Source organism: Pseudoxanthomonas kalamensis DSM 18571 (assembly GCF_010211745.1).
Taxonomy (GTDB): Bacteria; Pseudomonadota; Gammaproteobacteria; order Xanthomonadales; family Xanthomonadaceae; genus Pseudoxanthomonas_A; species Pseudoxanthomonas_A kalamensis.
Genome location: NZ_PDWQ01000006.1, coordinates 24,370 through 43,808, shown reverse-complemented (window position 1 = coordinate 43,808; position 19,439 = coordinate 24,370). Strand labels below are relative to the sequence as shown.

The following is a 19,439-nucleotide window of genomic DNA, read 5'->3' as shown; positions in this document are numbered from 1 at the left end:
GGCGGCGCGATACCGAATCGATCAGGCCTTGGCAGCCCAGGTATCGCGCAAGGTCACGCTGCGGTTGAACACCGGCGTCCCGGCGCGGTGGTCGCGGCGGTCGGCGACGAAATAGCCGGTGCGCTCGAACTGGAACGACTGCTCGGGTTCGGCCGCCGCCGCCGCGGGTTCGACGTAGCCGTGGACCACGCGGCGTGACTCGGGGTTGAGGTGATCGCGATAGCTCTTGCCATCCGATTCGTCGTCCGGCTTCTCGATCGAGAACAGGCGGTCGTACAGGCGGATTTCGGCGGGAATCGCGTGCTTGGCACTGACCCAGTGGATCGTGCCCTTGATCTTGCGGTTGGCGCCTTCCATGCCCGGGCGCGATTCCGGGTCCAGCCAGCCGTGCAGTTCGGTGACGCGACCATCGGCGTCCTTGATCACCTCGTCGACGCGGATGATGCCGGCGCCGCGCAGCCGCACTTCGCCGCCCGGGACCAGCCGCTTCCAGCCCTTCGGCGGCACTTCGGCGAAGTCCTCGCGCTCGATCCACAGCTCGCGGCCGAACGGCACTTCGCGGCTGCCCTGCGATTCGTCCTTCGGATGATTGGGGAAGACCAGCGTTTCCTCGTGATCGTCAGCCAGATTGGTCAGCACCAGTTTCAATGGATCGACCACCGCCATCCGCCGCGGCGCGTGCGCATCGAGGTCGTCGCGCAGGCAGCCTTCCAGCACGCCGAAGTCGATCACCGAGTTCTGCTTGCTGATGCCGACCCGGTCCACCAGCAGGCGCAGTGCAGCCGGCGTATAGCCGCGCCGGCGCAGGCCCTGCAGCGTGTACATGCGCGGATCGTCCCAGCCGTCCACCAGGCCATCCTGCACCAGCGCGACCAGCTTGCGTTTGCTCATCACCGTGTAATTGATGTTCAGGCGTGAGAACTCGATCTGCCGCGGCTTGGCCGCTTCCAGCGGCAGCCCCTTGTCCAGCAGCGGCTGCAGCAGTTGCGGATGGCCGGCCAGGTCGACGTTGTCCACGCACCAGTCGTACAGCGGGCGATGGTCCTCGAACTCCAGCGTGCACAGCGAATGGGTGATGCCCTCGATGGCATCACCGATGGAATGGGCGAAGTCGTACATCGGGTAGATCGGCCACTCGTTGCCGGTGTTCTGGTGCTCGACGTGCTTGATCCGGTACAGCGCCGGGTCGCGCAGGTTCATGTTGCCGCTGGCCATGTCGATCTTCGCCCGCAGCGTGCGCGTGCCATCGGCGAACTCGCCGGCGCGCATGCGCCGGAACAGGTCGAGGTTCTCTTCGACGCCACGCTCACGGTACGGGGAATCACGACCGGGCTCGGTCAGGGTGCCGCGGTATTCGCGCACCTGTTCGGCCGACAGGTCGCAGACGAAGGCCTTGCCGTCGCGGATCAGTTTCTCTGCGGCCAGGTAGTACACGCTGAAGTAGTCCGAGGCGTGCCGCAGCGAGTTCCACTCGAAGCCCAGCCAGCGCACGTCGTCCTGGATGGCCTGGACGAACTCGGGGTCCTCCCTGGCAGGATTGGTGTCGTCGAAGCGCAAGTTGCACAGACCGCCGAATTCGGCGGCGATGCCGAAATCCAGGCAGATGGCCTTGGCGTGGCCGATGTGCAGGTAACCATTGGGCTCCGGCGGAAAGCGGGTCTTGATCGCCCGGTGCTTGCCGCTGGCCAGATCCTCGCGGACGATCTGGCGGATGAAATCCTTCTTTTCCGGGGAGGCATCGGCGGCGGGGGAATCGGACATGCGGGCGGTGGGTCGCGGGACGGGAAAAGCGCAAGTTTAGCCGAGCCCGGTGCGCATGGCTGCGCGCGGCCGTCCCGCTGGCGGTATGCTGCCGGCATGCAGACCGTCTACCGCGCCGAAAACCTGTTCGACGCCCATCTGGCCCGGCACGTGCTGGAACAGGCCGGCATCCCGGCCTTCGTGTTCGGCGAACAGTTGCTGGGCGCCGGCGGCGAGTTGCCGCTGTTCGGCGTACTGCGGGTCTGCGTTCCCGACTCGGCGCGGCCGGAAGCGTTGTCGGCGTTGCAGGCCGAAGGCTTGCTGGACGTCGATGGCGACCCCATCTGCGGAGAGGGATCCGCACCGGATCCGCTGCCCGCCTGAACCGGCGGGCCACCGTCACAGGAGGCGAGCCATGCTGGAATCCCTGCGCGAGAAGCTGGGCATTGGAGCGTTCAAGCAACGGCTGCCGCGCGAAGACGAGGCGCTGCCGGGACGTGCCGAGCCCTTGCCGCTGCATAACTTGCACTTCGTCAACGCGCGGCCCTTGCGCGACGACGACGGCACTGCTTTCGCGGGACTGGAGACGATCGATCTTGGCCTGGGCTGCTTCTGGGGTGCCGAGCGTCGTTTCTGGCAGCTGCCGGGCGTGTTCGTCACCGCGGTCGGTTACCAGGGCGGCAGCACGCCCAATCCCACCTACGAGGAAGTCTGCTCCGGCCTGACCGGGCATGCCGAGGTGGTGCGGGTGGTGTTCGACCCGGCGCAGGTTTCGCGCGAGCAGGTGCTGCGCACGTTTTGGGAGAGCCATGACCCGACCCAGGGCATGCGCCAGGGTAACGATGTCGGCACCCAGTACCGTTCGGCAATCTACGCCCACACCGCCGAACAGCAGCAGGCGGCGCTGGCTAGCCGCGAGGCCTACCAGTCGCGGCTGCGGACCGCAGGCCATGCCGACATCACCACCGAGATCGTGTTTCCGCCTCCACCGTTCTACTACGCCGAGGACTACCACCAGCAATACCTGGCCAAGCATCCGGGCGGCTATTGCGGCCTCGGCGGCACCGGGGTCAGCTGCCCGCTGGGGCTGGAGGCGTGATCGTCGCGCCGGGAACGCGATGAAGACGTTGCTGTTCGTCTGGCACAGCCAGACCGGCGGTACGGCGGCGATGGTCGAAGCGGCAGTGCAGGCCGCTCGTGAGCATGCAGAGGAATCCGGTTTGCAGGTAAGGAGCCTGCGGGCGGAGGAAGCCGGGGCGGACGACGTGCTGGCTGCCGACGCGGTGGTGTTCGCCACCCCGGAGAACCTGGCGGCAATCAGCGGCCGGCTGAAGGATTTCTTCGATCGCAGCTACTACGCCCTGCTGGATCGCTGCGAAGGCAAACCATGCGGATGGATGGTGTGCGCTGGTTCCGACGGCCAGGCGGCGATCGCCCAGCTGCGCCGCATCGCCACCGGCCTGCGCCTGCGCGAGGTCGCCGAGCCGGTGCTGGTGTGCACGCATGCGCAGACGCCGCAGGCGATCCTGGCGCGCAAGCGGCTGGATGCCGTACAGCTGGCGCCGTGCCGGGAACTTGGCGCAACGCTGGCGGCAGGGCTGGCGCTGGGCCTGTATTGACGCTGGCTCAGTGCGTGGTCAGCGCGCAGACGTAGACGAGTTCGCAGGCGCCATTGCCGCTGTCGTCGCGGCTCAGTGAACTGCGCCAGCGCCAACCATCTCCCGATTGCGCTTCCACCAGCCAGCCGTCGATGCGCACACGGCTGTCCTTGCCGACGGCATTCAGCGCGCGTGCCACGCTGCGGTCGGCGGGGATCATGTGCATGTTGGCGCTGTTGCGGACCATTTCGGTCGGCGGCAGCGGCGGAGAATCCCGCCAGCGGTAGTGATACCAGCGTCCGGACTGGCTGATCTGCAGCTGCGAGAGTACGGCGTCTTCGCTCATGCGGCCCCAGCCGAGGGCGAGGTCGGTCGGCGACAGTTCGCTCTCGCGTCCACTGCGGTAGTCCTTGCGCGACAGCACGCGCGCTTCGATGCTGAAGCCTGCCAGAGGGGTCAGCCGATAACCGTCGCGGTTGAACGCAGGCATCGAAGCTGGTGGACGGGTTTGCTGCGGAGCCTGTCCTGCGAGCGCAAGCGGCGGCAACGGGCAGCCGACGCGGGTTCCATCGGATGGAGTTCCGGTAGAACCCGAGTCCCGCGACCACCACCAGGTGCCTGCCACGATCAACGCCATTGCCAGCACGGCATGGCTCCAGGTGAACTTCATCCCAGCCGTTCGGCGATGCCGGCTCGCAGTGCCTGCAGATCCTTGGCGAAGGCGTCGATGCCGGTGGCCAGTTTCTCCTTCGCCATCGTGTCGGCGTCCAGCGCGGCGGCGAAGCTGTCGGCGGTCACCGGCGCGTAGTCGCCAAGGATGGTAGCGGCGGGGGACAGCAGGCGCGGCAGTTCGCCAAAGTCGGCATCGAGCTTTTCCAGCAGATCCGGCGAGATGGTCAGGCGGTCGCAACCGGCCAATGCTTCGATCTGTGCGGTCGAGCGGAACGAGGCGCCCATCACCACGGTGGCATGGCCGCGCTGCTTGAACTCGGCATACACGCCACGCACGAACTTCACCCCGGGATCGTCGTCGATGCTGGCCGGGGTTTGCCCGTTGGCCACATACCAGTCGAGGATGCGGCCGACGAACGGCGAGATCAGGAACGCACCGGCCTCGGCGCAGGCCAGCGCCTGGGCCGGGTTGAAGATCAGGGTCAGGTTGCAGTCGATGCCTTCGGCCTGCAGCTGGCGCGCGGCCTGCACGCCTTCCCAGGTAGCGGCGACCTTGATCAGCACCTTGTCGCGATCGACGCCGCGCTCGGCATACATGGCGATGAACTTGCGCGCCTTGGCCACGGTGGCGGCGGTGTCGTGGGCCTGGTCGGCATCCACTTCGGTCGAGATGCGGCCCGGGATCAGCGCGCTGAGCATGGCGCCGACGCCGACGGTCAGGCGGTCGGCCACTTCATCGACCACGGCGTCCTTGTCATCGGTCTGCGTACGCGCCCAGGCCAGCTCGCGCTCGATCAGCTCCGCGTAGACCGGCAGGTCCAGCGCCTTCTTCACCAGGGTGGGGTTGGTGGTGCAGTCCACCGGCTTGAGCCGGGCAATGGCGTCGTAATCGCCGGTGTCGGCGACCACCACGGTCATCTCGCGCAATCGGGTCAGCTTGGAAACGGAGCTCATGGATCGGGTCCTGGGCAAAAGGTACTCGCGCATTTTCCCACGGATACCGAGCCCTGCTGAAATTTCACCAGATGGTTGACAATCATCTTGGGTGGCGTATATTCAACCTTATGGTTGAAGATAAATCCCGTCGTCTCGACACCGTGTTCCATGCACTCGCCGATCCTACCCGGCGGGCGATGCTGAACGACCTTTCCACGCGACCGCGCACCGTCGGCGAGCTCGCCGCCCCGCACGCCATCTCGCTGGCGGGCGCGTCCAAGCACATCCAGGTACTCGAGCGCGCGGGCCTGATCGCGCGCGAGGTGCAGGGTCGGGTGCATACCTGCCGGCTCGATGCGCGTCCATTGCACATGGGTGCCGAGTGGATTCGCCATTACGAGCAGTTCTGGAGCGGCCGGCTCGATGCCCTCGAAACCCTGCTGCTGGCCGAGGACGCCGCCGAGCCTGAGACGAAATCTGTCCGCAAATGCGCTCAACCCCGCAAGCCGCGCAAAACCCCGAGGACGCCATGAACATCACCTCTCCCGAAGCCGATTACGCCGCCATCGTCGCCCCCGATACGGTACGCATCCAGCGCCTGCTGCCCGGTCCGGTCGAACGTATCTGGGCGTACCTGACCGAGAGCGACTTGCGCCGGCAGTGGCTGGCGTCCGGCCAGATGCAGCCGGAGGCGGGCACGGGTTTCGAACTGGTGTGGCGCAATCATGAATTGACCGATCCGCCGGGCCAGAGGCCGGAGGGTTTTGGCGAGGAGCATCGGATGCAAAGCCGCATCGTCGAATTCGATCCGCCGCGCCGGTTGGTCTTCACCTGGGGCGAAAGCGGCCAGGTCGCTTTCGACCTGAAGCCGCAAGGGGACCGGGTCCTGCTGACGATCCTGCACGAGGGGATTTCCGATCGCGGCAACATGCTCAAGATTGGCGCCGGTTGGCACATGCACCTGGATGTCCTGGTTGCGCGTGCGAACGGTCGCAAACCCGAGCCGTACTGGGATGGCTGGATGCGGCTGCGCGACGAGTACGATCAGCGCGTGCCGTCCTGAATCGATTCGCTCATGAATGAAAGCGGCGGAAGGGCGCGATTCAGTGCGGTGTCGTTGCCGCGGATGTGTTGCCGTGTTGCGGTACGGGAGCAGATGACGGCGGCGCGAACAGCGAGGCCGGCAAGCTCTGGAATACCTGCGCCAGCTGCTTGAGGAAGTCAGCCATCGCCGAACTGCGACGCCAGACCATGGCGATCTGCCGGCTGGGGCGGGCACCATTGAAGTCGAGCAGGTGGATGTTGGCCGGCTGCGTGACCGGGGGCTGCACGGCCAGGTTCGGCAGCAGGGTGATGCCGACATTGGCCGCGACCATCTGCCGCAGCGTTTCCAGGCTGGTGGCGCGGAACTCGGATTTCTCGCTGGCGCCGGCCAGCCGACACACGTCCAGCGCCTGCTCGCGCAGGCAGTGGCCGTCTTCCAGCAGCAGCAGGTGCAGGTCGGAGAGTTCATCCAGGTCGAGCGAATCGCGCGCGGCCAGCGGATGCTGCGCCGGCACCGCCAGCAGGAAGGCTTCCTCGAACAGGAACTCGACGTGCAACTGGTCGTCGTGCAACGGCAACGCCAGCAACGCCGCATCCAGCTTGCCTTCGCGCAGCTGTTCCAGCAGCAGGTCGCTTTTTTCCTCGACCAGCAGCAGCTCCAGCTGCGGGAAGCGTTCGCGGATGCGCGGCACCACGTGCGGCAGCAGGTACGGGCCGAGAGTGGGGAAGATGCCCATCCGCACCGTGCCGGCCTCGGGATTGCGACTGCGTCGCGCCGCCTCCTTCATCTGTTCGACCTCGGCGACGATGCGGCGCGCGCGGTCGGCGGCATCGTGCCCGGCCGGGGTCAGCATGACCTTGCGCGGCGCGCGTTCCACCAGGGCCACGCCGAGTTCCTCTTCCAGCTTGCGGATCTGGGTGGACAGGGTCGGCTGGCTGACGAAGCAGGCGGCCGCGGCCTTGCCGAAATGCTTGTGCTCGGCCAGGGCCACCAGATATTTCAGATCGCGCAGGTTCATGGTGGCAAGCCTAGTCGATGGTGCCCGGCGGCCCCGTTCAGGCCGCCCTGGCTTCCGCTGCGGCCGGGACCGAACTGCGGATCAGGTGGTCGAAGGCGCTGAGCGCGGCGGTAGCGCCGGCGCCGGCGGCAATCACGATCTGCTTGTACGGCACCGTGGTGCAGTCGCCGGCGGCGAACACGCCTGGCACGTTGGTCTGGCCCTTGGCGTCGATCACGATCTCGCCGAAACGGCTCAGTTCCAGCGTGTCCTTCAGCCATTCGGTGTTCGGCACCAGTCCGATCTGCACGAATACGCCGGCCAAGGCCTCTTCGTGCTCGCCGCCGCCGACGCGGTCGCGCCAGCGCAGGCCGGTCATCTTCTGGCCGTCTCCGACCACCTCGGTGGTCTGCGCGTTCACGTGGATGGTCACGTTGGGCAGGCTGCGCAGCTTGTCCACCAGCACCTGGTCGGCCTTCAGCTGGTCGGCGAACTCCAGCAGGGTCACGTTGCGGACCACGCCGGCCAGGTCGATGGCGGCCTCGACGCCGGAATTGCCGCCGCCGATCACCGCTACATCCTTGCCCTTGAACAGCGGGCCGTCGCAGTGCGGGCAGTAGGCGACGCCCTTGGTGCGGTACTCGGCCTCGCCAGGCACGTTCATGTTGCGCCAGCGCGCGCCGGTCGACAGCACCACGCTGCGCGCCTTCAAAGCGCCGCCGTTGGCCATCTTCACCTCTATCAGGCCGCCGGGTTCGCCAGCAGGCACCAGCTGTTCGGCGAGCTGCAGGTTCATCACATCCACATCGTAGTGGCGCACCTGCGCTTCCAGTGCGGCGGCGAACGCCGGGCCGTCGGTTTCCAGCACCGAGATGTAGTTCTCGATGGCCAGGGTGTCGTTGACCTGGCCGCCCAGGCGCTCGGCGGCCACGCCGACGCGGATGCCCTTGCGCGCGGCATACACCGCCGCCGCGGCGCCGGCCGGGCCGCCGCCGACGACCAGCACGTCGTAGGGCGCGCGCGCATCGAGCTTGGCCGCTTCGCGTTGCGCCGTACCGGTATCCAGCCGGGCGACGATCTCTTCCAGCGAGGTGCGGCCGGAAGCGAACATCTCGCCGTTGAGGAACACCATCGGCACCGCCATGATCTCGCGCGCCTCGACTTCCTGCTGGAAGGCACCGCCCTCGATCACCGTGGTCTTCACCTTCGGGTTGACGATCGCCATCAGCGCCAGCGCCTGCACCACGTCCGGGCAGTTGTGGCAGCTCAGCGACATGTAGGCCTCGAAGTCGAAGTCGCCGTCCAGCGCCTGGATCGCGTCCAGGGTTTCCTGCTCGACCTTGGGCGGGTGGCCGCCGGTCCACAGCAGGGCCAGCACCAGCGAGGTGAACTCGTGGCCCAGCGGCAGGCCGGCGAAACGCACGCCGTTGGTTTCGCCTTCGCGGGCGATCACGAACGAGGGCTTGCGCGCGTCGGTGCCGGAGACATCCAGCGAAACCTTGTCGGACAGGCTGTCGATGTCCTGCAGCAGCGCGCGCATCTCCTGCGAGGCGGCGCCGTCGTCCAGCGAGGCGATCAGCCGGATCGGCTGGCGCAGCATACCCAGGTATTCCTGCAACTGGGCCTTGAGGTCTTGCTCGAGCATGGGGGATCCTTGGGGGGGAGAGTCGTTGCATCAGTGCCGCTGGTGCATGGGCCTGCGGACAAGCCCATGCGCCAGCGAAGCTGGGGTGCCGGAACGGGCGTCGCGCCCGCTCCGGCGAGCCGGATCAGATCTTGCCGACCAGCTTCAGCGACGGCGCGATGGTCTGCGCGCCTTCCTTCCACTTGGCCGGGCACACTTCGTTCGGGTGCGCGGCGACGAACTGCGCGGCCTTCAGCTTGCGCAGGGTCTCGGACACGTCGCGGGCGATGGCGTTGTCGTGCACTTCCATCGTCTTGATCACGCCTTCCGGGTTGATCACGAAGGTGCCGCGCAGGGCCAGGCCTTCTTCCTCGATATGCACGCCGAAAGCGTGGGTCAGCTGGTGGGTCGGATCGCCGACCAGCGGGAACTTGGCCTTGCCCACGGCCGGCGAGGTTTCGTGCCAGACCTTGTGCGAGAAGTGGGTGTCGGTGGTGACGATGTAGACCTCGGCGCCGGCCTTCTGGAACTCGGCGTAGTTGTCGGCGGCGTCTTCCACTTCAGTCGGGCAGTTGAAGGTGAAGGCGGCCGGCATGAAGATCAGCACGGACCACTTGCCCTTCAGGCTTTCATCGGTGACTTCGATGAACTCGCCATTGTGGAAGGCATTGACCTTGAACGGCTGCACCTGGGTATTGATCAGCGACATGGGTTTTCCTTGTGTTGTCAGGGGTGGATGGGAGGGAGGACGACAACTATGGTAGGCGCCGTCAATCGATTCATCAAATTGATTAGTGGAATCATATCAATAGATTAAAACTATTGATTGACGGAACCTGAACCTTGGGCCATCAATAACCACGATGAATGACATGGCCATGAACACCCCAGCCGCGCTGGTTCGACGGGCGGTTGGACGGATTTCCGGTGATGCACCGCGCCATCAGGCGGAACTATTGCTGATGCAGGCGCTGGGCTGCGAGCGTGCCTGGCTGTTCGCGCATGCCGACGAGGTGCTGGCCGATACGGCTGTGGACCGTTTCGAAGCCTTGTTGCAGCGCCGCGAAGCCGGCGAGCCATTGGCCTACGTGCTGGGGCGGCAGGGTTTCTGGAGCCTGGACCTAGCGGTCACGCTGGCGACCCTGATCCCGCGCCCGGAAACCGAGTTGCTGGTCGAACTGGCCCTGCAGCGGCTGTCGCAGGAGCACCCGCTGCGGGTGGCCGACCTGGGCACCGGCAGCGGCGCGGTGGCGCTGGCGATCGCTCGCGAGCGGCCGCTGGCGACGGTGGTGGCGACCGATGTCAGCGGGCCGGCGCTGGGTGTCGCGGTCGACAATGCGCGCCGCAACGGCATCGACAATGTCTGGTTCCGCCGCGGCGACTGGTGCACGGCGCTGGGCGGCGAGCGCTTCGACCTGATCGCCAGCAATCCGCCGTACATCGCCGAAGACGATCCGCATCTGCGGCAGGGCGACCTGCCGCACGAACCGGCCGCTGCGCTGGCGTCCGGCGCCGATGGCCTGCAGGCGATCCGCAGCATCGTCGCCGATGCGCCGCGGCATCTGGTACATGACGGTTGGCTGCTGCTCGAACATGGCCTGGAGCAGGGCGCGGCGGTGCGTGCGCTGCTGCACGCCACCGGTTTCGTCGAGGTGTCCACGCAACGCGATCTGGAAGACCGCGACCGGGTGACGCTGGGGCGCATCGGTTGAAGCGGTGGCAGGCTGCGGGACATGTGCGCGGAGCCTGTGTGGCGGGCCGGGGCCCGCCCTACGGTAAAATGGGCGCGTATTCCGCACCGGACCTGCCATGCGCACGCTGTATCCCGAGATCGCCCCGTACGAAACCGGCACCCTGAAAGTCGACGAACGTCACACGCTGTACTACGAGCAGTGCGGCAATCCCGAGGGCAAGCCGGTGGTCCTGCTGCACGGCGGTCCCGGTGGCGGCTGCAGTGCCAACATGCGCCGTTTCCACGACCCGGCCAAGTACCGCATCGTGCTGTTCGACCAGCGCGGCGCCGGCCGCTCCACCCCGCACGCCGACCTGGTCGACAACACCACCTGGCACCTGGTCGGGGACATCGAGAAGCTGCGGCAGAAGCTGGGCATCGAGCGCTGGCAGGTGTTCGGCGGCAGCTGGGGCTCGACCTTGGCGCTGGCCTATGCCGAAACGCATCCCGAGCGGGTCACCGAACTGGTCCTGCGCGGCATCTTCATGCTGCGCCGCTGGGAGCTGGAGTGGTTCTACCAGGAAGGCGCCAACCGGCTGTTCCCGGATGCATGGGAGCATTACATCGCCGCGATCCCGCCGGTCGAGCGCCACGACCTGATCTCGGCCTTCCATCGCCGCCTGACCGGCAACGACGAGGCGGCCCGCCTGGCCGCGGCGCGTGCCTGGAGCGTGTGGGAAGGCGCCACCTCGTTCCTGCGGGTGGACGAGGATTTCGTCAGCGGCCACCAGGACGCGCGCTTCGCGCTGGCCTTCGCTCGCATCGAGAACCACTACTTCGTCAATGGCGGCTTCTTCGAGGTCGAGGACCAGCTGCTGCGCGACGCACACCGCATAGCCGAGATCCCCGGCACCATCGTGCACGGCCGCTACGACGTGGTCTGCCCGCTGCAGAGCGCCTGGGACCTGCACAAGGCCTGGCCGAAATCGACGCTGGAGATCAACCCGACTTCGGGCCATTCGGCCTTCGAGCCCGAGCACGTCGATGCGCTGGTACGCGCCACCGACGCCTTCGCCTGAGCGTGCCGCGCCGGGCATTTCCCCACACCCACACAGCCGGCGGGCCTGGGCCCGCCCTACGGAGACGGCATGTCGGACGAAGACGAAATCGTGGTCAAGGACAGCAACGGTAACGTGCTGCAGAACGGTGATTCGGTCACCGTGATCAAGGACCTGAAGGTCAAGGGCACCTCGGTCACGCTCAAGCGCGGCACCCTGGTCAAGAACATCCGCCTGACCGACGACGAGGATCTGATCGAGTGCAACGCCGACAAGGTCAAAGGCCTGGTGTTGCGGACCGAGTTCCTGAAGAAGGCCTGATCCGGGTCGGCGCGATTCGGGTTCAGCCGCCGGCCCGTTCCGGTGCCGACACGTCGACCTGCATCCGCCGGTAGACGCGTTCCAGTTCGAAACCGCCGCGTGGCATCGGACCGCCGGAAATGTTGATGTGCACGCGCAGGGTGCCGTCGGTGTCGATCTGGTAGCGGTAGCTCACCAGCAGTCCGTTCGGCGTAGTTGCCTGCAATTCGGGCTGTCCATCGGTCTCGGTCATTTTCACCGTGACGCCATTGCCCAGCGCGGTCTGGTCTTCGAACGGGACAATGACCACGCTTGCGCTTTCACCACGGCCGAACACCATGGCTTGGCGCATGCGTTGCAGGATCAGGCTGTCCTGGCTTGGCGCGGCGAATGCCAGCTCGGCCGGCAGCAGGCCCGACAAGCTGGGTTTCGCACGCCGTCCGCCGCCCGGGGGCGGGCCACCGCCGGGAGGACCGCCTGCACCGCCGCCGGGCGCACCGCCCATGCCGCCGCCATTGGGAGGCGGGCCACCGCCGCCACCCCGGTCCCCGCCGGGTCCACCTCTAGGGGGTGGACCGCCCTGCCTGCCTTCGGGAGGCTGCATTTCCTTTGCAGCCTTCTTGAAGGCTTTCTCCGCTTCCTTGAACAACTTGTCATTCTGCTTGCTGTCGGGCTGCCATTGTCCGGAGGCGGACGCGGCGCTCTCCTGGGCCGATGAGGGGGAGGACACGGCCAGCAGGGCCAGCAAGGTCAAGCTGAGTCGGGAGAAGGTCAAGACAGGGACTCCGGCGGGCGGGGGGCACGCAGGAAACGCATCAGTGGCAGTTGCGATGACCGCCTGAGCGGAACGACTCAGCCGCGATTAAGCCTGGCGGCGACTGCCGTCCAGGTTGTGCTCGATCATCCACAGTCCGGCCCACAGCTTGGCGTCCAGCTCGTAGCCTTCGCCAAGCTTCTGCACCAGCCAGGCGGCGGCCTGCGCGCGCGGGATTTCATGCACGGTGATGTTTTCGTCACCGTCGCCGCCGCCCGGACCGACCTTGCGCAGCCCGTTGGCGCGGACGAAGGCGATCTTCTCGCTGCTGCTGCCCGAGGAGGTCGGTCCGATCAGCAGCACTTCGGCCTGTTCGGCGGTCCAGCCGGTTTCCTCCTCCAGCTCGCGGATCGCCGAGACTTCGATCGATTCGCCGGCGTGGATGTCGCCGACCAGCCCGGCCGGCATCTCGATGGTCGGCGCCTGCAGCGGCACCCGGAACTGTTCGACGAACACCACCTTGTCGTCTGGGGTGACCGCGATGATGATCGCGGCCAGCCCGCCGGCATGGGTGCGCTCGCAGTATTCCCAGTTGCCGCGCACGACCATGCGCAGGTACTTGCCCTCGAAAACGGTGTGTGGCGCGGTGGTCTTGCGGTTGTCCATGGCGTGGCGGTCCGTGAAATGCGAATCAGGTGAACGTGGTCGTGCGACTCAGCCGGCCGGTTCGAGCCCGGCGGCCTGGCGCAAGCGGCGCCGGGTCATCGGGCCGAAGCGCAGGGCCTCGGCCAGTGCGTCGAGCATGTCGGCATCGGCGTCGGCGCGGGCGAAGTCGTCTTCGACCCCGTCCAGCGGCGCGTCGAGGGCGATGGTGGTCAGCTGCCGCCACAACAGGGCCTGTTCGCGCTGCTCGCGCAGACGTACGGCCATCTGCGCGGCGCCGCGCAGGCGCAGGAAGGCGACCTCGTCGGCGCGCGCCAGCAGGCTGTCGAGGTCGCCGAAGTGCGCCAGCAGCACCGCGGCCGACTTGCTGCCGATGCCGGGAATACCGGGGATATTGTCGATGGCGTCGCCGCACAGCGCCAGGTAATCGGCGATCTGGTGCGCGTGCACGCCGTGGCGCGCCTTCACCCCGTCCGCGCCCCAGCGCTGGCCGCGGGCGAAATCCCATTGCTCGTCGTGTTCGTGCAGCAGCTGCGACAGGTCCTTGTCGGCCGAGACGATCACCCCGCGAAAACCGCGCGGCCGCGCGGCGTGCAGGGCCGAGCCGATCAGGTCGTCGGCTTCGTATTCGCCGTGCGCCAGCACGTTCAGCCCCAGTGCCGCGGACAGTGCTTTGCAGTGGGCGAACTGGCGGCGCAGTTCGTCCGGCGCCGGCTCGCGGTTGGCCTTGTAGTCCGGGTACAGGCGATTGCGGAAGCAGCTGTCCAGCGCCTCGTCGAAGGCGATCGCGATGTGCCGCGGCCGCTCGCGTTCCAGCAGTTCGAGCAGGAAGCGGGCGAAACCGTGCACCGCATTGGTCGGCCAGCCCTCGGCATCGTGGAACTGGTCGGGCATCGAGTGCCAGGCCCGGAACACGTACAGGCTGGCATCGACCAGGTGCAGGGACGGTTTCGCGGTCATGCGGGCCTGCGCATGCGCCTCACGCCGCCGCGCCCCCGTCCCACCATTGCAACAGGGTCGCCGGGTCCGGGCGGTCGCGTTCCGGGGCCTCCAGCTTCGGCGTGCCGATATGGATGAAGCCGGCGATGCCCTCGTCTTCGGCCAGCCCGAGGTGATGCAGCACGGCGGGGTCGGTGGCGGCCCAGCCGGTCAGCCATTGCGCGCCGTAACCCAGCGCCTGCGCCGCCTGCAGCAGAGCGAAGCAGACGCTGCCGGCGGTCAGCCACTGTTCCTGCTCGGGAACCTTGGGATGGGCAACCGAGCGGGCGACCACGGCCACGATCAGCGGGGCGAACGAGAACCGCTGGCGGTCCTTTTCCACCGCCGCCGTCGGCGCCTGCGGATCGCGTTGCAGGCTGCGCGCGGCCAGGAATTCGCCCAGCGCCAGGCGGTCGTCGCCGGCGATGGCCAGCAAGCGGAACGGCACCAGCTTGCCGTGGTCCGGCACCCGCACGGCGGCCTGCAGCATGCGCTGCAGGGTGGCGTGGTCGGGGCCGGGCTCGCCGAGCTGGCGGGAAGGCACGGAACGCCGGGCGAGCAGGAAGTGCAGGGGGTCGTCAGTCGTCATGCGGGGGCGGTATTGTTCTGTTTCGGTCACACTTTGCTTGTGAAGGCCGGCAAATTGCGCCACGCTCACGACGGGCTACCGGGCTGGATGCCACAGTGTAGCGTCGCCGATTTGCGCCGTCCCCAAGCCACAGGATGTCTGCTTACGTGCCGTCGAATGTATCGCCCGACAAACCGGACAGCTCGAACCAGCGTCTGCTGACCCTGCTCAGGGAGACGGTGCTGCCGCCGTTGCAGGATGCGTTCACCGATGTCATCGACGGCCTGCGCGAGAGCGTGCTGGAGCGCGCCGAGCGTCTGGAGATGGACCGTGGCCCGGTCCAGGAAGGCCTGTTCGCCGTGCGCCAGCGCCGCGACGCCATGCTGGCCGCGTACCGGACCCATCTGGTGCGCGCCTGGCAGGCGCTCGAATCCGGCGAGGCGCTGCCGACCCAACTGGCGTTCGACGACGAGGCGTCGGATCTGGGACTGGTGCAGAACGACCAGCTGGAAGTGCAACTGGCGACCGGGCACCTGGCCGAATCGCTGGCGCGCGAGTGGAAGTCCGAGCTGCTGGCGCTGAACGGCTATCTGAGCTGGGTCGATCCCGGCCTGCGCATCCATGCCGAAGGCCACCCGTTCTCGCCGCTGCAGATCGCCATGGCCGTGTACCGCGCCTTCGTCGTGATCGACGTGCCCGGCCCGGTGCGGCGGCTGATGGTCGAGTGCTGCGAACGCGATCTGGTCGAACTGCTCGGACCGATCTACGAAACGGTGTTGAGTTGCCTGGTCCGCGAATTCGGCAATCCCGACAGCCTGACCGCGCGCAGCCGGCGCGGTAGCGCCATCCCCAGTTCCGAGGAGACCCAGGAACCCGAACCGGACTGGCTGACCCGGTTCTTCGTCGAATGGGAGGGCGTGGTCGGCGCCCCCGGTTCGGCCAAGCCGGCTGCCGACGCGGACAAGGCGCCCACCCTGCCGCCGGAACTGCATGCCCTGCTGGAGGAATCGCGCGGACTGCGCGAACAGGCCGGCGAACGCACGCTGGTGACCGCGCGCGGCCCGCAGAACGTGCTGGGCCAGCGTGAACTGGTCTCCGCGTTGACCCTGATGCAGATCGCGCCGGAACCGGTGCTGGCGGCGATGATGCAGCCGCTGGAGCACCTGCTGGAACACTTCAAGCAGGAACTGTTGCAGACCGTGACCCGGCTCGGGGTGGAACCGGGCGCGGTGCGGCTGTCGGCCGAGGACGAGAACATCATTGACCTGGTCGGCATGCTGTTCCAGGTGATCTTCGAGGAAAGCCAGTTGGAACCGCGCCAGCAATTGCTGCTGGGCAAGCTGATGGCGCCACTGGCCAAGGTCGCGTTGCAGGATCGGCAACTGTTCCTGCAGTCGACCCATCCGGCGCGGCGGCTGCTGAACATCCTGGTCGACGCCTGCGACGGCAACAGCGGCCAGACCGCGCCGGAACAGGACGTGCTGAAACAGGTCGAGCAGACCATCAGCCGGCTGATCGAGCAGTTCGACGAGAGTCAGGCGGTGTTCCGCGGATTGCGCGCCGACTTCAATGCCAGTTACGCCGATTATCGTGCCGAGACGGAAGAAATCGAACGCGAAACGGCCGAACGCGAGCGTCTGGCCGAGGCGACCCTGAACGCGCAGGCCTGGGCACGCGAACTTCTGCAGCAGAAGCTGGCCGGGCGCAGCCTGCCGTTGCCGCTGATGCAGTGCCTGCTGGACGACTGGGTGCCGTACGCGGCGGGCATGCAGGCGCGCGGGCGCGCGCAGGCCGGAACGACCCTGCTGGATGGCCTGCTGCAGGCGCAGGGCTCGGTCAAGGGCGCCGAAGACGCCGGCGGTTGGCAGGCGATGCTGGACTGGTTGCAGCCGGCATGGATCGCGCAGGGCCGCAATCCGGCCGATATCCGCGACATCAAGGCCCGGCTGGTGGCCGAACTCGGCTCGGCGGCATCGGCCGACGCCGCCGCGACGGTGCAGCAACTGAGCGCGGAGGCGCCCGCACCCGCGCCGGTCGAAGGCAGCCTGGAAGCCGACGCCCGGGCCGAGGTCGAGATCGACACGGTCACCGCCGAGTACTTCAGCCAGTTGCCGCTGGGGAGCTGGCTGGACTTCGTCGACCGCAACAACCGCGTGCAGGCCGGCAAGCTGTCGTGGATCAGCCCGATCTCGTCCAAGCGGATGTTCGTCAGCCGCACCGGCGCGCGCATCTGCGTCGCCTCGCCCGAGGAGCTGGCGGCGCTGGCCAAGCTGCAGCGGGTCCGCCAGCATCGCGACGAGGACGCCTTCTACAGCGCCATGCAGGGCGTGGTCGATCGCCTGGACGCTGCCTGACCGAATCCGCGTTACAGCTCGTATCGGAATGCCGGGAGAGCGCCGAACTGCCCATCCGATCACGGATATTGCACTGCAAAACTCCATAGAATGCCCGGGTACCGGGTTGTGGTTCGGCCCGGGCGACACGAGTTCATCCGCAGGGGGGAGCCTTGCGCATGCCGGACCAGACAGCCGCCGTCACGGATCGCCGCGACCCGAGGATTCTCGAGTGGGCGCGCGAGGGCGCGATTTCGCCGTTGACCAGCCTGTTCGTCGCCTCGCTGGGGCGCTTCGACGACGCGCTGTTCGACCGCGCCGAGCGTGCCGGCCCCAACCAGATGCACTTCCTCGACGGCATGCGCGAACTGCGCCGCCGCCGCGACGAGATCGCCTCCCGTTTCGACGAGCACCTGCGCAGGGCCTGGGCCGCGCTGGAGTCCGGGCAGCCGCTGTCGATCGACAGCGTTCAGACCGCGACCGCGGACAGCCAGGACCTGAGCCTGGTGTCCGAGCAGGACTTGGAATCGCGACTGGCCGCGCACAATCTGGCCAGCGTGATCCAGCGCGAACACAAGCCGGTGCTGGCGAGGCTGGACCGGCGGCTGGCATGGATCGCCGGACTGTCCGAACTGGATGCGCAGCAGAATCCGATCGGCCCCGGCCACGTCGGCCAGGCCGTGCAGGAAGCGTTCGCCACCTGCGAGCTGATGCTCGAGGTCCGGCTGGTGGTGGTCAAGCTGTGCGAGCGCCTGCTGGTGCCCGGCATGGGCCGCTACTACGAGGAGTTCGACCGCCGGCTGGAGAAGGCCGGCGTGATCCCGGAAATGCCGGCGGCGCAGCGGCGGGTATCGCGGGCCGCGTCGATGCCGGCGCCGGCCGGCGAGCCCGAGGATGCTGATGCCGACGCCGGGGGCGGTTATGCCGAGGCCACGGCCGAGGAGATGTTCGCGCCGATGTGGGCCGAACGCTTCCACAGCCGCATCGCCGCCTTCCGCGATGCCCATGCCGAAGGCAGCTCGACTGCCGTCGGCGCGCCCCCGTCGGCCGTGGTCGGTGGCAACGAAGCGCAGGACCTGCTGCTGCAGGCCCTGCACCAGCTGCTGCAGGAGTCGCGCGGCAGCCATGCACCGGTCGTGGAGGACGTGGCGCAGCAACGGGCGATGTCGCAGACCGAGATGATGTCGGTGCTGTCGCTGTTGCAGTCCGCGCCCAGCGCCACCTTGCGCGCGGCGATCGGCGACACCAGCGAATCGCTGTCGCAGCGGCTCAAGAACGAAGTGCTGAACAGCGCGAGCAAGATTGGAATGGACACGTCGGCGACCAAGCTGGCGCCGCTGGACGAGGATGCCATCGACCTGGTCGGCATGCTGTTCGACGTGATGATGGACGAGCGCGACCTCGAGGGCCGGCCGCGCGAACTGATCGGTCGGCTGGTGGTGCCGTTCGTCAAAGTCGCGCTGCTGGACCGGCGCATGTTCGTGCAGAAGACCCATCCGGCGCGGCGCCTGCTGAACGCGCTGGCCGAGGCCTGCGAAGGCAACAGTGGCGAGAGCGCCGCCGAACGCACGCTGATGGCCAAGGTCGAAGAGGTCGTCGACCGGCTGGTGGCCGAGTTCAACGAGAACCTGGCCATCTTCATGATGCTGGAAGAGGAATTCCGCGACTTCCTGGCCCAGCACCGGCGCCGGATCGAGATCGCCGAACGGCGCGCGACCGAGATCCAGCGCGGGCAGGAGAAACTGGAGGCCGCGCGCGCCCGGATCGACAGCGAACTCGGCGCGCGCCTGGACGGGCGCAGGCTGCCGGGGGCGATCGAGGAATTCCTGCGCCAGCCCTGGGCCCACCATGCGGCGATGGCGGTGCTGCGCGAGGGCGAGGACGGCCCGACCCTGGCCGAATCGCTGGCCCTGGCCGATGGTGTCCTGCAGGAACTGGGCGAGGCGCAGATGCAGTTCGTCGGCAAGCCGTGGTTGCAGGCCTGGCGCCCGCAGCTGCAGAAGGTGTTCGCCAGCGTCGGCATGAACGCCGATGCGGCCAGCACCGCCATCGATGCGCTGCACGACACTCTGCAGGCGGTGGCGGCTTCGCGTCCGGACCTGGAGAAGCGGCTGCCGGAACTGCCGCAGGTGGCCTTGCCGCGCCCGGCGCAGAGCGAGGACAGCACGGTCATCCAGCTGGTCGGCGGCACCGATCTGCTCGACGAGTTCGACAGCACCGACGCCGACCATTTCCGCCACCTGCCGCTGGGCACCTGGCTGGACTTCATCGACAAGGACAACAAGGTCCAGGCCGGCAAGCTGTCCTGGGTCAGCCCGATTTCCTCGCGCCTGCTGTTCGTCAACAAGCGTGGCGTGCGTTTCTGCGTGGCCTCGCCGGAAGAACTGGCGGTGATGGTGCGCATGGGTCGGCTACGCAAGCACGAGGATGAAGACGCCTTCGACGCCGCCATGCAGGGCGTGATCGATCGCCTGGATACCGGCAAGGCCGTCGCCTGATTC

General features: G+C 67.6%; 19 protein-coding genes and 1 pseudogene. 10 read left to right on the top strand and 10 right to left on the bottom strand.

All coding sequences use genetic code 11. The features are described from left to right. Nucleotides 1-21 precede the first annotated feature (21 nt). Nucleotides 22-1,761: a glutamine--tRNA ligase/YqeY domain fusion protein gene (locus CSC70_RS12145; protein WP_162456908.1), complete on the bottom strand. Its 1,740-nt coding sequence runs from the start codon at nucleotides 1,759-1,761 to the stop codon at nucleotides 22-24. Between the two features lie 96 nt (nucleotides 1,762-1,857). On the opposite strand from CSC70_RS12145, the gene CSC70_RS12140 reads away from it, so the two are divergent. From CSC70_RS12140 to CSC70_RS12130, 3 genes are read left to right on the top strand one after another with little or no spacing between them, the layout of a single operon-like run. Beyond that, nucleotides 1,858-2,124 carry a putative signal transducing protein gene (locus tag CSC70_RS12140; RefSeq protein ID WP_162456907.1) on the top strand — a complete coding sequence of 89 codons (267 nt, stop codon included), beginning with the start codon at nucleotides 1,858-1,860 and terminating at the stop codon, nucleotides 2,122-2,124. Nucleotides 2,125-2,155: 31 nt separating this feature from the next. Continuing rightward, entirely contained in the window at nucleotides 2,156-2,839 is a 684-nt protein-coding gene (gene msrA, locus CSC70_RS12135) for a peptide-methionine (S)-S-oxide reductase MsrA (protein ID WP_162456906.1), read from the top strand. 19 nt (nucleotides 2,840-2,858) lie between these two features. Beyond that, nucleotides 2,859-3,359 carry a flavodoxin family protein gene (locus CSC70_RS12130; RefSeq protein ID WP_162456905.1) on the top strand — a complete coding sequence of 167 codons (501 nt, stop codon included), beginning with the start codon at nucleotides 2,859-2,861 and terminating at the stop codon, nucleotides 3,357-3,359. A gap of 7 nt (nucleotides 3,360-3,366) precedes the next feature. On the opposite strand, the gene CSC70_RS12125 is transcribed toward CSC70_RS12130, so the two are convergent. Beyond that, on the bottom strand, nucleotides 3,367-3,828 hold the full coding sequence (locus tag CSC70_RS12125; RefSeq protein ID WP_162456904.1) for a hypothetical protein: 462 nt from the start codon (nucleotides 3,826-3,828) through the stop codon (nucleotides 3,367-3,369). Between the two features lie 176 nt (nucleotides 3,829-4,004). Next, a complete protein-coding gene (locus CSC70_RS12120) occupies nucleotides 4,005-4,964 on the bottom strand; it encodes a transaldolase (RefSeq protein WP_162456903.1) in 960 nt (319 codons plus the stop codon). A 110-nt stretch (nucleotides 4,965-5,074) separates the two neighbouring features. On the opposite strand from CSC70_RS12120, the gene CSC70_RS12115 reads away from it, so the two are divergent. Next, on the top strand, nucleotides 5,075-5,479 hold the full coding sequence (locus CSC70_RS12115; RefSeq protein ID WP_162456902.1) for an ArsR/SmtB family transcription factor: 405 nt from the start codon (nucleotides 5,075-5,077) through the stop codon (nucleotides 5,477-5,479). After that, nucleotides 5,476-6,009: an SRPBCC family protein gene (locus CSC70_RS12110; RefSeq protein ID WP_162456901.1), complete on the top strand. Its 534-nt coding sequence runs from the start codon at nucleotides 5,476-5,478 to the stop codon at nucleotides 6,007-6,009. Before CSC70_RS12115 ends, CSC70_RS12110 begins: the two co-directional genes overlap by 4 nt. A gap of 40 nt (nucleotides 6,010-6,049) precedes the next feature. On the opposite strand, the gene oxyR is transcribed toward CSC70_RS12110, so the two are convergent. The 3 genes from oxyR to ahpC all read right to left on the bottom strand — a co-directional run bounded on the left by oxyR (nucleotide 6,050) and on the right by ahpC (nucleotide 9,321). Beyond that, complete coding sequence (gene oxyR / locus CSC70_RS12105) at nucleotides 6,050-7,009, bottom strand: DNA-binding transcriptional regulator OxyR (protein ID WP_162456900.1); 960 nt, start codon at nucleotides 7,007-7,009, stop codon at nucleotides 6,050-6,052. A 37-nt stretch (nucleotides 7,010-7,046) separates the two neighbouring features. Continuing rightward, on the bottom strand, nucleotides 7,047-8,633 hold the full coding sequence (gene ahpF, locus CSC70_RS12100) for an alkyl hydroperoxide reductase subunit F (RefSeq protein ID WP_162456899.1): 1,587 nt from the start codon (nucleotides 8,631-8,633) through the stop codon (nucleotides 7,047-7,049). A 124-nt stretch (nucleotides 8,634-8,757) separates the two neighbouring features. Further along, nucleotides 8,758-9,321, bottom strand: a complete 564-nt coding sequence (gene ahpC, locus CSC70_RS12095) for an alkyl hydroperoxide reductase subunit C (protein WP_162456898.1) — start codon at nucleotides 9,319-9,321, stop codon at nucleotides 8,758-8,760. A 163-nt stretch (nucleotides 9,322-9,484) separates the two neighbouring features. Here ahpC and prmC point away from each other — a divergent pair, with 163 nt between their 5' ends. From prmC to CSC70_RS12080, 3 genes and pseudogenes are all read left to right on the top strand, one after another. After that, nucleotides 9,485-10,324 carry a peptide chain release factor N(5)-glutamine methyltransferase gene (gene prmC, locus CSC70_RS12090; protein WP_162456897.1) on the top strand — a complete coding sequence of 280 codons (840 nt, stop codon included), beginning with the start codon at nucleotides 9,485-9,487 and terminating at the stop codon, nucleotides 10,322-10,324. A gap of 97 nt (nucleotides 10,325-10,421) precedes the next feature. Next, nucleotides 10,422-11,363, top strand: coding sequence for a prolyl aminopeptidase (pip, locus tag CSC70_RS12085; protein WP_162456896.1), 942 nt, complete (start codon nucleotides 10,422-10,424; stop codon nucleotides 11,361-11,363). 81 nt (nucleotides 11,364-11,444) lie between these two features. After that, nucleotides 11,445-11,663: pseudogene (locus CSC70_RS12080) on the top strand (alkylphosphonate utilization protein); the annotation flags it as partial. Between the two features lie 22 nt (nucleotides 11,664-11,685). Here CSC70_RS12080 and CSC70_RS12075 read toward each other — a convergent pair. From CSC70_RS12075 to CSC70_RS12060, 4 genes are all read right to left on the bottom strand, one after another. Further along, nucleotides 11,686-12,390, bottom strand: a complete 705-nt coding sequence (locus CSC70_RS12075) for a hypothetical protein (protein ID WP_162456894.1) — start codon at nucleotides 12,388-12,390, stop codon at nucleotides 11,686-11,688. Nucleotides 12,391-12,504: 114 nt separating this feature from the next. Beyond that, entirely contained in the window at nucleotides 12,505-13,062 is a 558-nt protein-coding gene (locus CSC70_RS12070) for an NUDIX hydrolase (protein WP_162456893.1), read from the bottom strand. A 48-nt stretch (nucleotides 13,063-13,110) separates the two neighbouring features. Further along, nucleotides 13,111-14,019, bottom strand: coding sequence for a 5'-3' exonuclease (locus CSC70_RS12065; RefSeq protein ID WP_162456892.1), 909 nt, complete (start codon nucleotides 14,017-14,019; stop codon nucleotides 13,111-13,113). 19 nt (nucleotides 14,020-14,038) lie between these two features. Beyond that, nucleotides 14,039-14,626 carry a nitroreductase family protein gene (locus tag CSC70_RS12060; RefSeq protein WP_162456891.1) on the bottom strand — a complete coding sequence of 196 codons (588 nt, stop codon included), beginning with the start codon at nucleotides 14,624-14,626 and terminating at the stop codon, nucleotides 14,039-14,041. Between the two features lie 134 nt (nucleotides 14,627-14,760). Here CSC70_RS12060 and CSC70_RS12055 point away from each other — a divergent pair, with 134 nt between their 5' ends. Continuing rightward, a complete protein-coding gene (locus tag CSC70_RS12055; RefSeq protein ID WP_211369484.1) occupies nucleotides 14,761-16,959 on the top strand; it encodes a DUF1631 family protein in 2,199 nt (732 codons plus the stop codon). A gap of 158 nt (nucleotides 16,960-17,117) precedes the next feature. Next, nucleotides 17,118-19,436 (top strand): DUF1631 domain-containing protein, encoded by a 2,319-nt coding sequence (locus CSC70_RS12050; RefSeq protein WP_162456889.1) that lies wholly within the window; start codon nucleotides 17,118-17,120, stop codon nucleotides 19,434-19,436. Nucleotides 19,437-19,439: the final 3 nt, after the last annotated feature.

What these genes read in the sequence shown, in the direction of transcription:
- CSC70_RS12145 (WP_162456908.1), bottom strand. Translation starts at nt 1,761, where the DNA reads ATGTCCGATTCCCCCGCCGCCGATGCCTCCCCGGAAAAGAAGGATTTC.
- CSC70_RS12140 (WP_162456907.1), top strand. Translation starts at nt 1,858, where the DNA reads ATGCAGACCGTCTACCGCGCCGAAAACCTGTTCGACGCCCATCTGGCC.
- msrA (WP_162456906.1), top strand. Translation starts at nt 2,156, where the DNA reads ATGCTGGAATCCCTGCGCGAGAAGCTGGGCATTGGAGCGTTCAAGCAA.
- CSC70_RS12130 (WP_162456905.1), top strand. Translation starts at nt 2,859, where the DNA reads ATGAAGACGTTGCTGTTCGTCTGGCACAGCCAGACCGGCGGTACGGCG.
- CSC70_RS12125 (WP_162456904.1), bottom strand. Translation starts at nt 3,828, where the DNA reads ATGCCTGCGTTCAACCGCGACGGTTATCGGCTGACCCCTCTGGCAGGC.
- CSC70_RS12120 (WP_162456903.1), bottom strand. Translation starts at nt 4,964, where the DNA reads ATGAGCTCCGTTTCCAAGCTGACCCGATTGCGCGAGATGACCGTGGTG.
- CSC70_RS12115 (WP_162456902.1), top strand. Translation starts at nt 5,075, where the DNA reads ATGGTTGAAGATAAATCCCGTCGTCTCGACACCGTGTTCCATGCACTC.
- CSC70_RS12110 (WP_162456901.1), top strand. Translation starts at nt 5,476, where the DNA reads ATGAACATCACCTCTCCCGAAGCCGATTACGCCGCCATCGTCGCCCCC.
- oxyR (WP_162456900.1), bottom strand. Translation starts at nt 7,009, where the DNA reads ATGAACCTGCGCGATCTGAAATATCTGGTGGCCCTGGCCGAGCACAAG.
- ahpF (WP_162456899.1), bottom strand. Translation starts at nt 8,633, where the DNA reads ATGCTCGAGCAAGACCTCAAGGCCCAGTTGCAGGAATACCTGGGTATG.
- ahpC (WP_162456898.1), bottom strand. Translation starts at nt 9,321, where the DNA reads ATGTCGCTGATCAATACCCAGGTGCAGCCGTTCAAGGTCAATGCCTTC.
- prmC (WP_162456897.1), top strand. Translation starts at nt 9,485, where the DNA reads ATGGCCATGAACACCCCAGCCGCGCTGGTTCGACGGGCGGTTGGACGG.
- pip (WP_162456896.1), top strand. Translation starts at nt 10,422, where the DNA reads ATGCGCACGCTGTATCCCGAGATCGCCCCGTACGAAACCGGCACCCTG.
- CSC70_RS12070 (WP_162456893.1), bottom strand. Translation starts at nt 13,062, where the DNA reads ATGGACAACCGCAAGACCACCGCGCCACACACCGTTTTCGAGGGCAAG.
- CSC70_RS12065 (WP_162456892.1), bottom strand. Translation starts at nt 14,019, where the DNA reads ATGACCGCGAAACCGTCCCTGCACCTGGTCGATGCCAGCCTGTACGTG.
- CSC70_RS12060 (WP_162456891.1), bottom strand. Translation starts at nt 14,626, where the DNA reads ATGACGACTGACGACCCCCTGCACTTCCTGCTCGCCCGGCGTTCCGTG.
- CSC70_RS12055 (WP_211369484.1), top strand. Translation starts at nt 14,761, where the DNA reads ATGTCTGCTTACGTGCCGTCGAATGTATCGCCCGACAAACCGGACAGC.
- CSC70_RS12050 (WP_162456889.1), top strand. Translation starts at nt 17,118, where the DNA reads ATGCCGGACCAGACAGCCGCCGTCACGGATCGCCGCGACCCGAGGATT.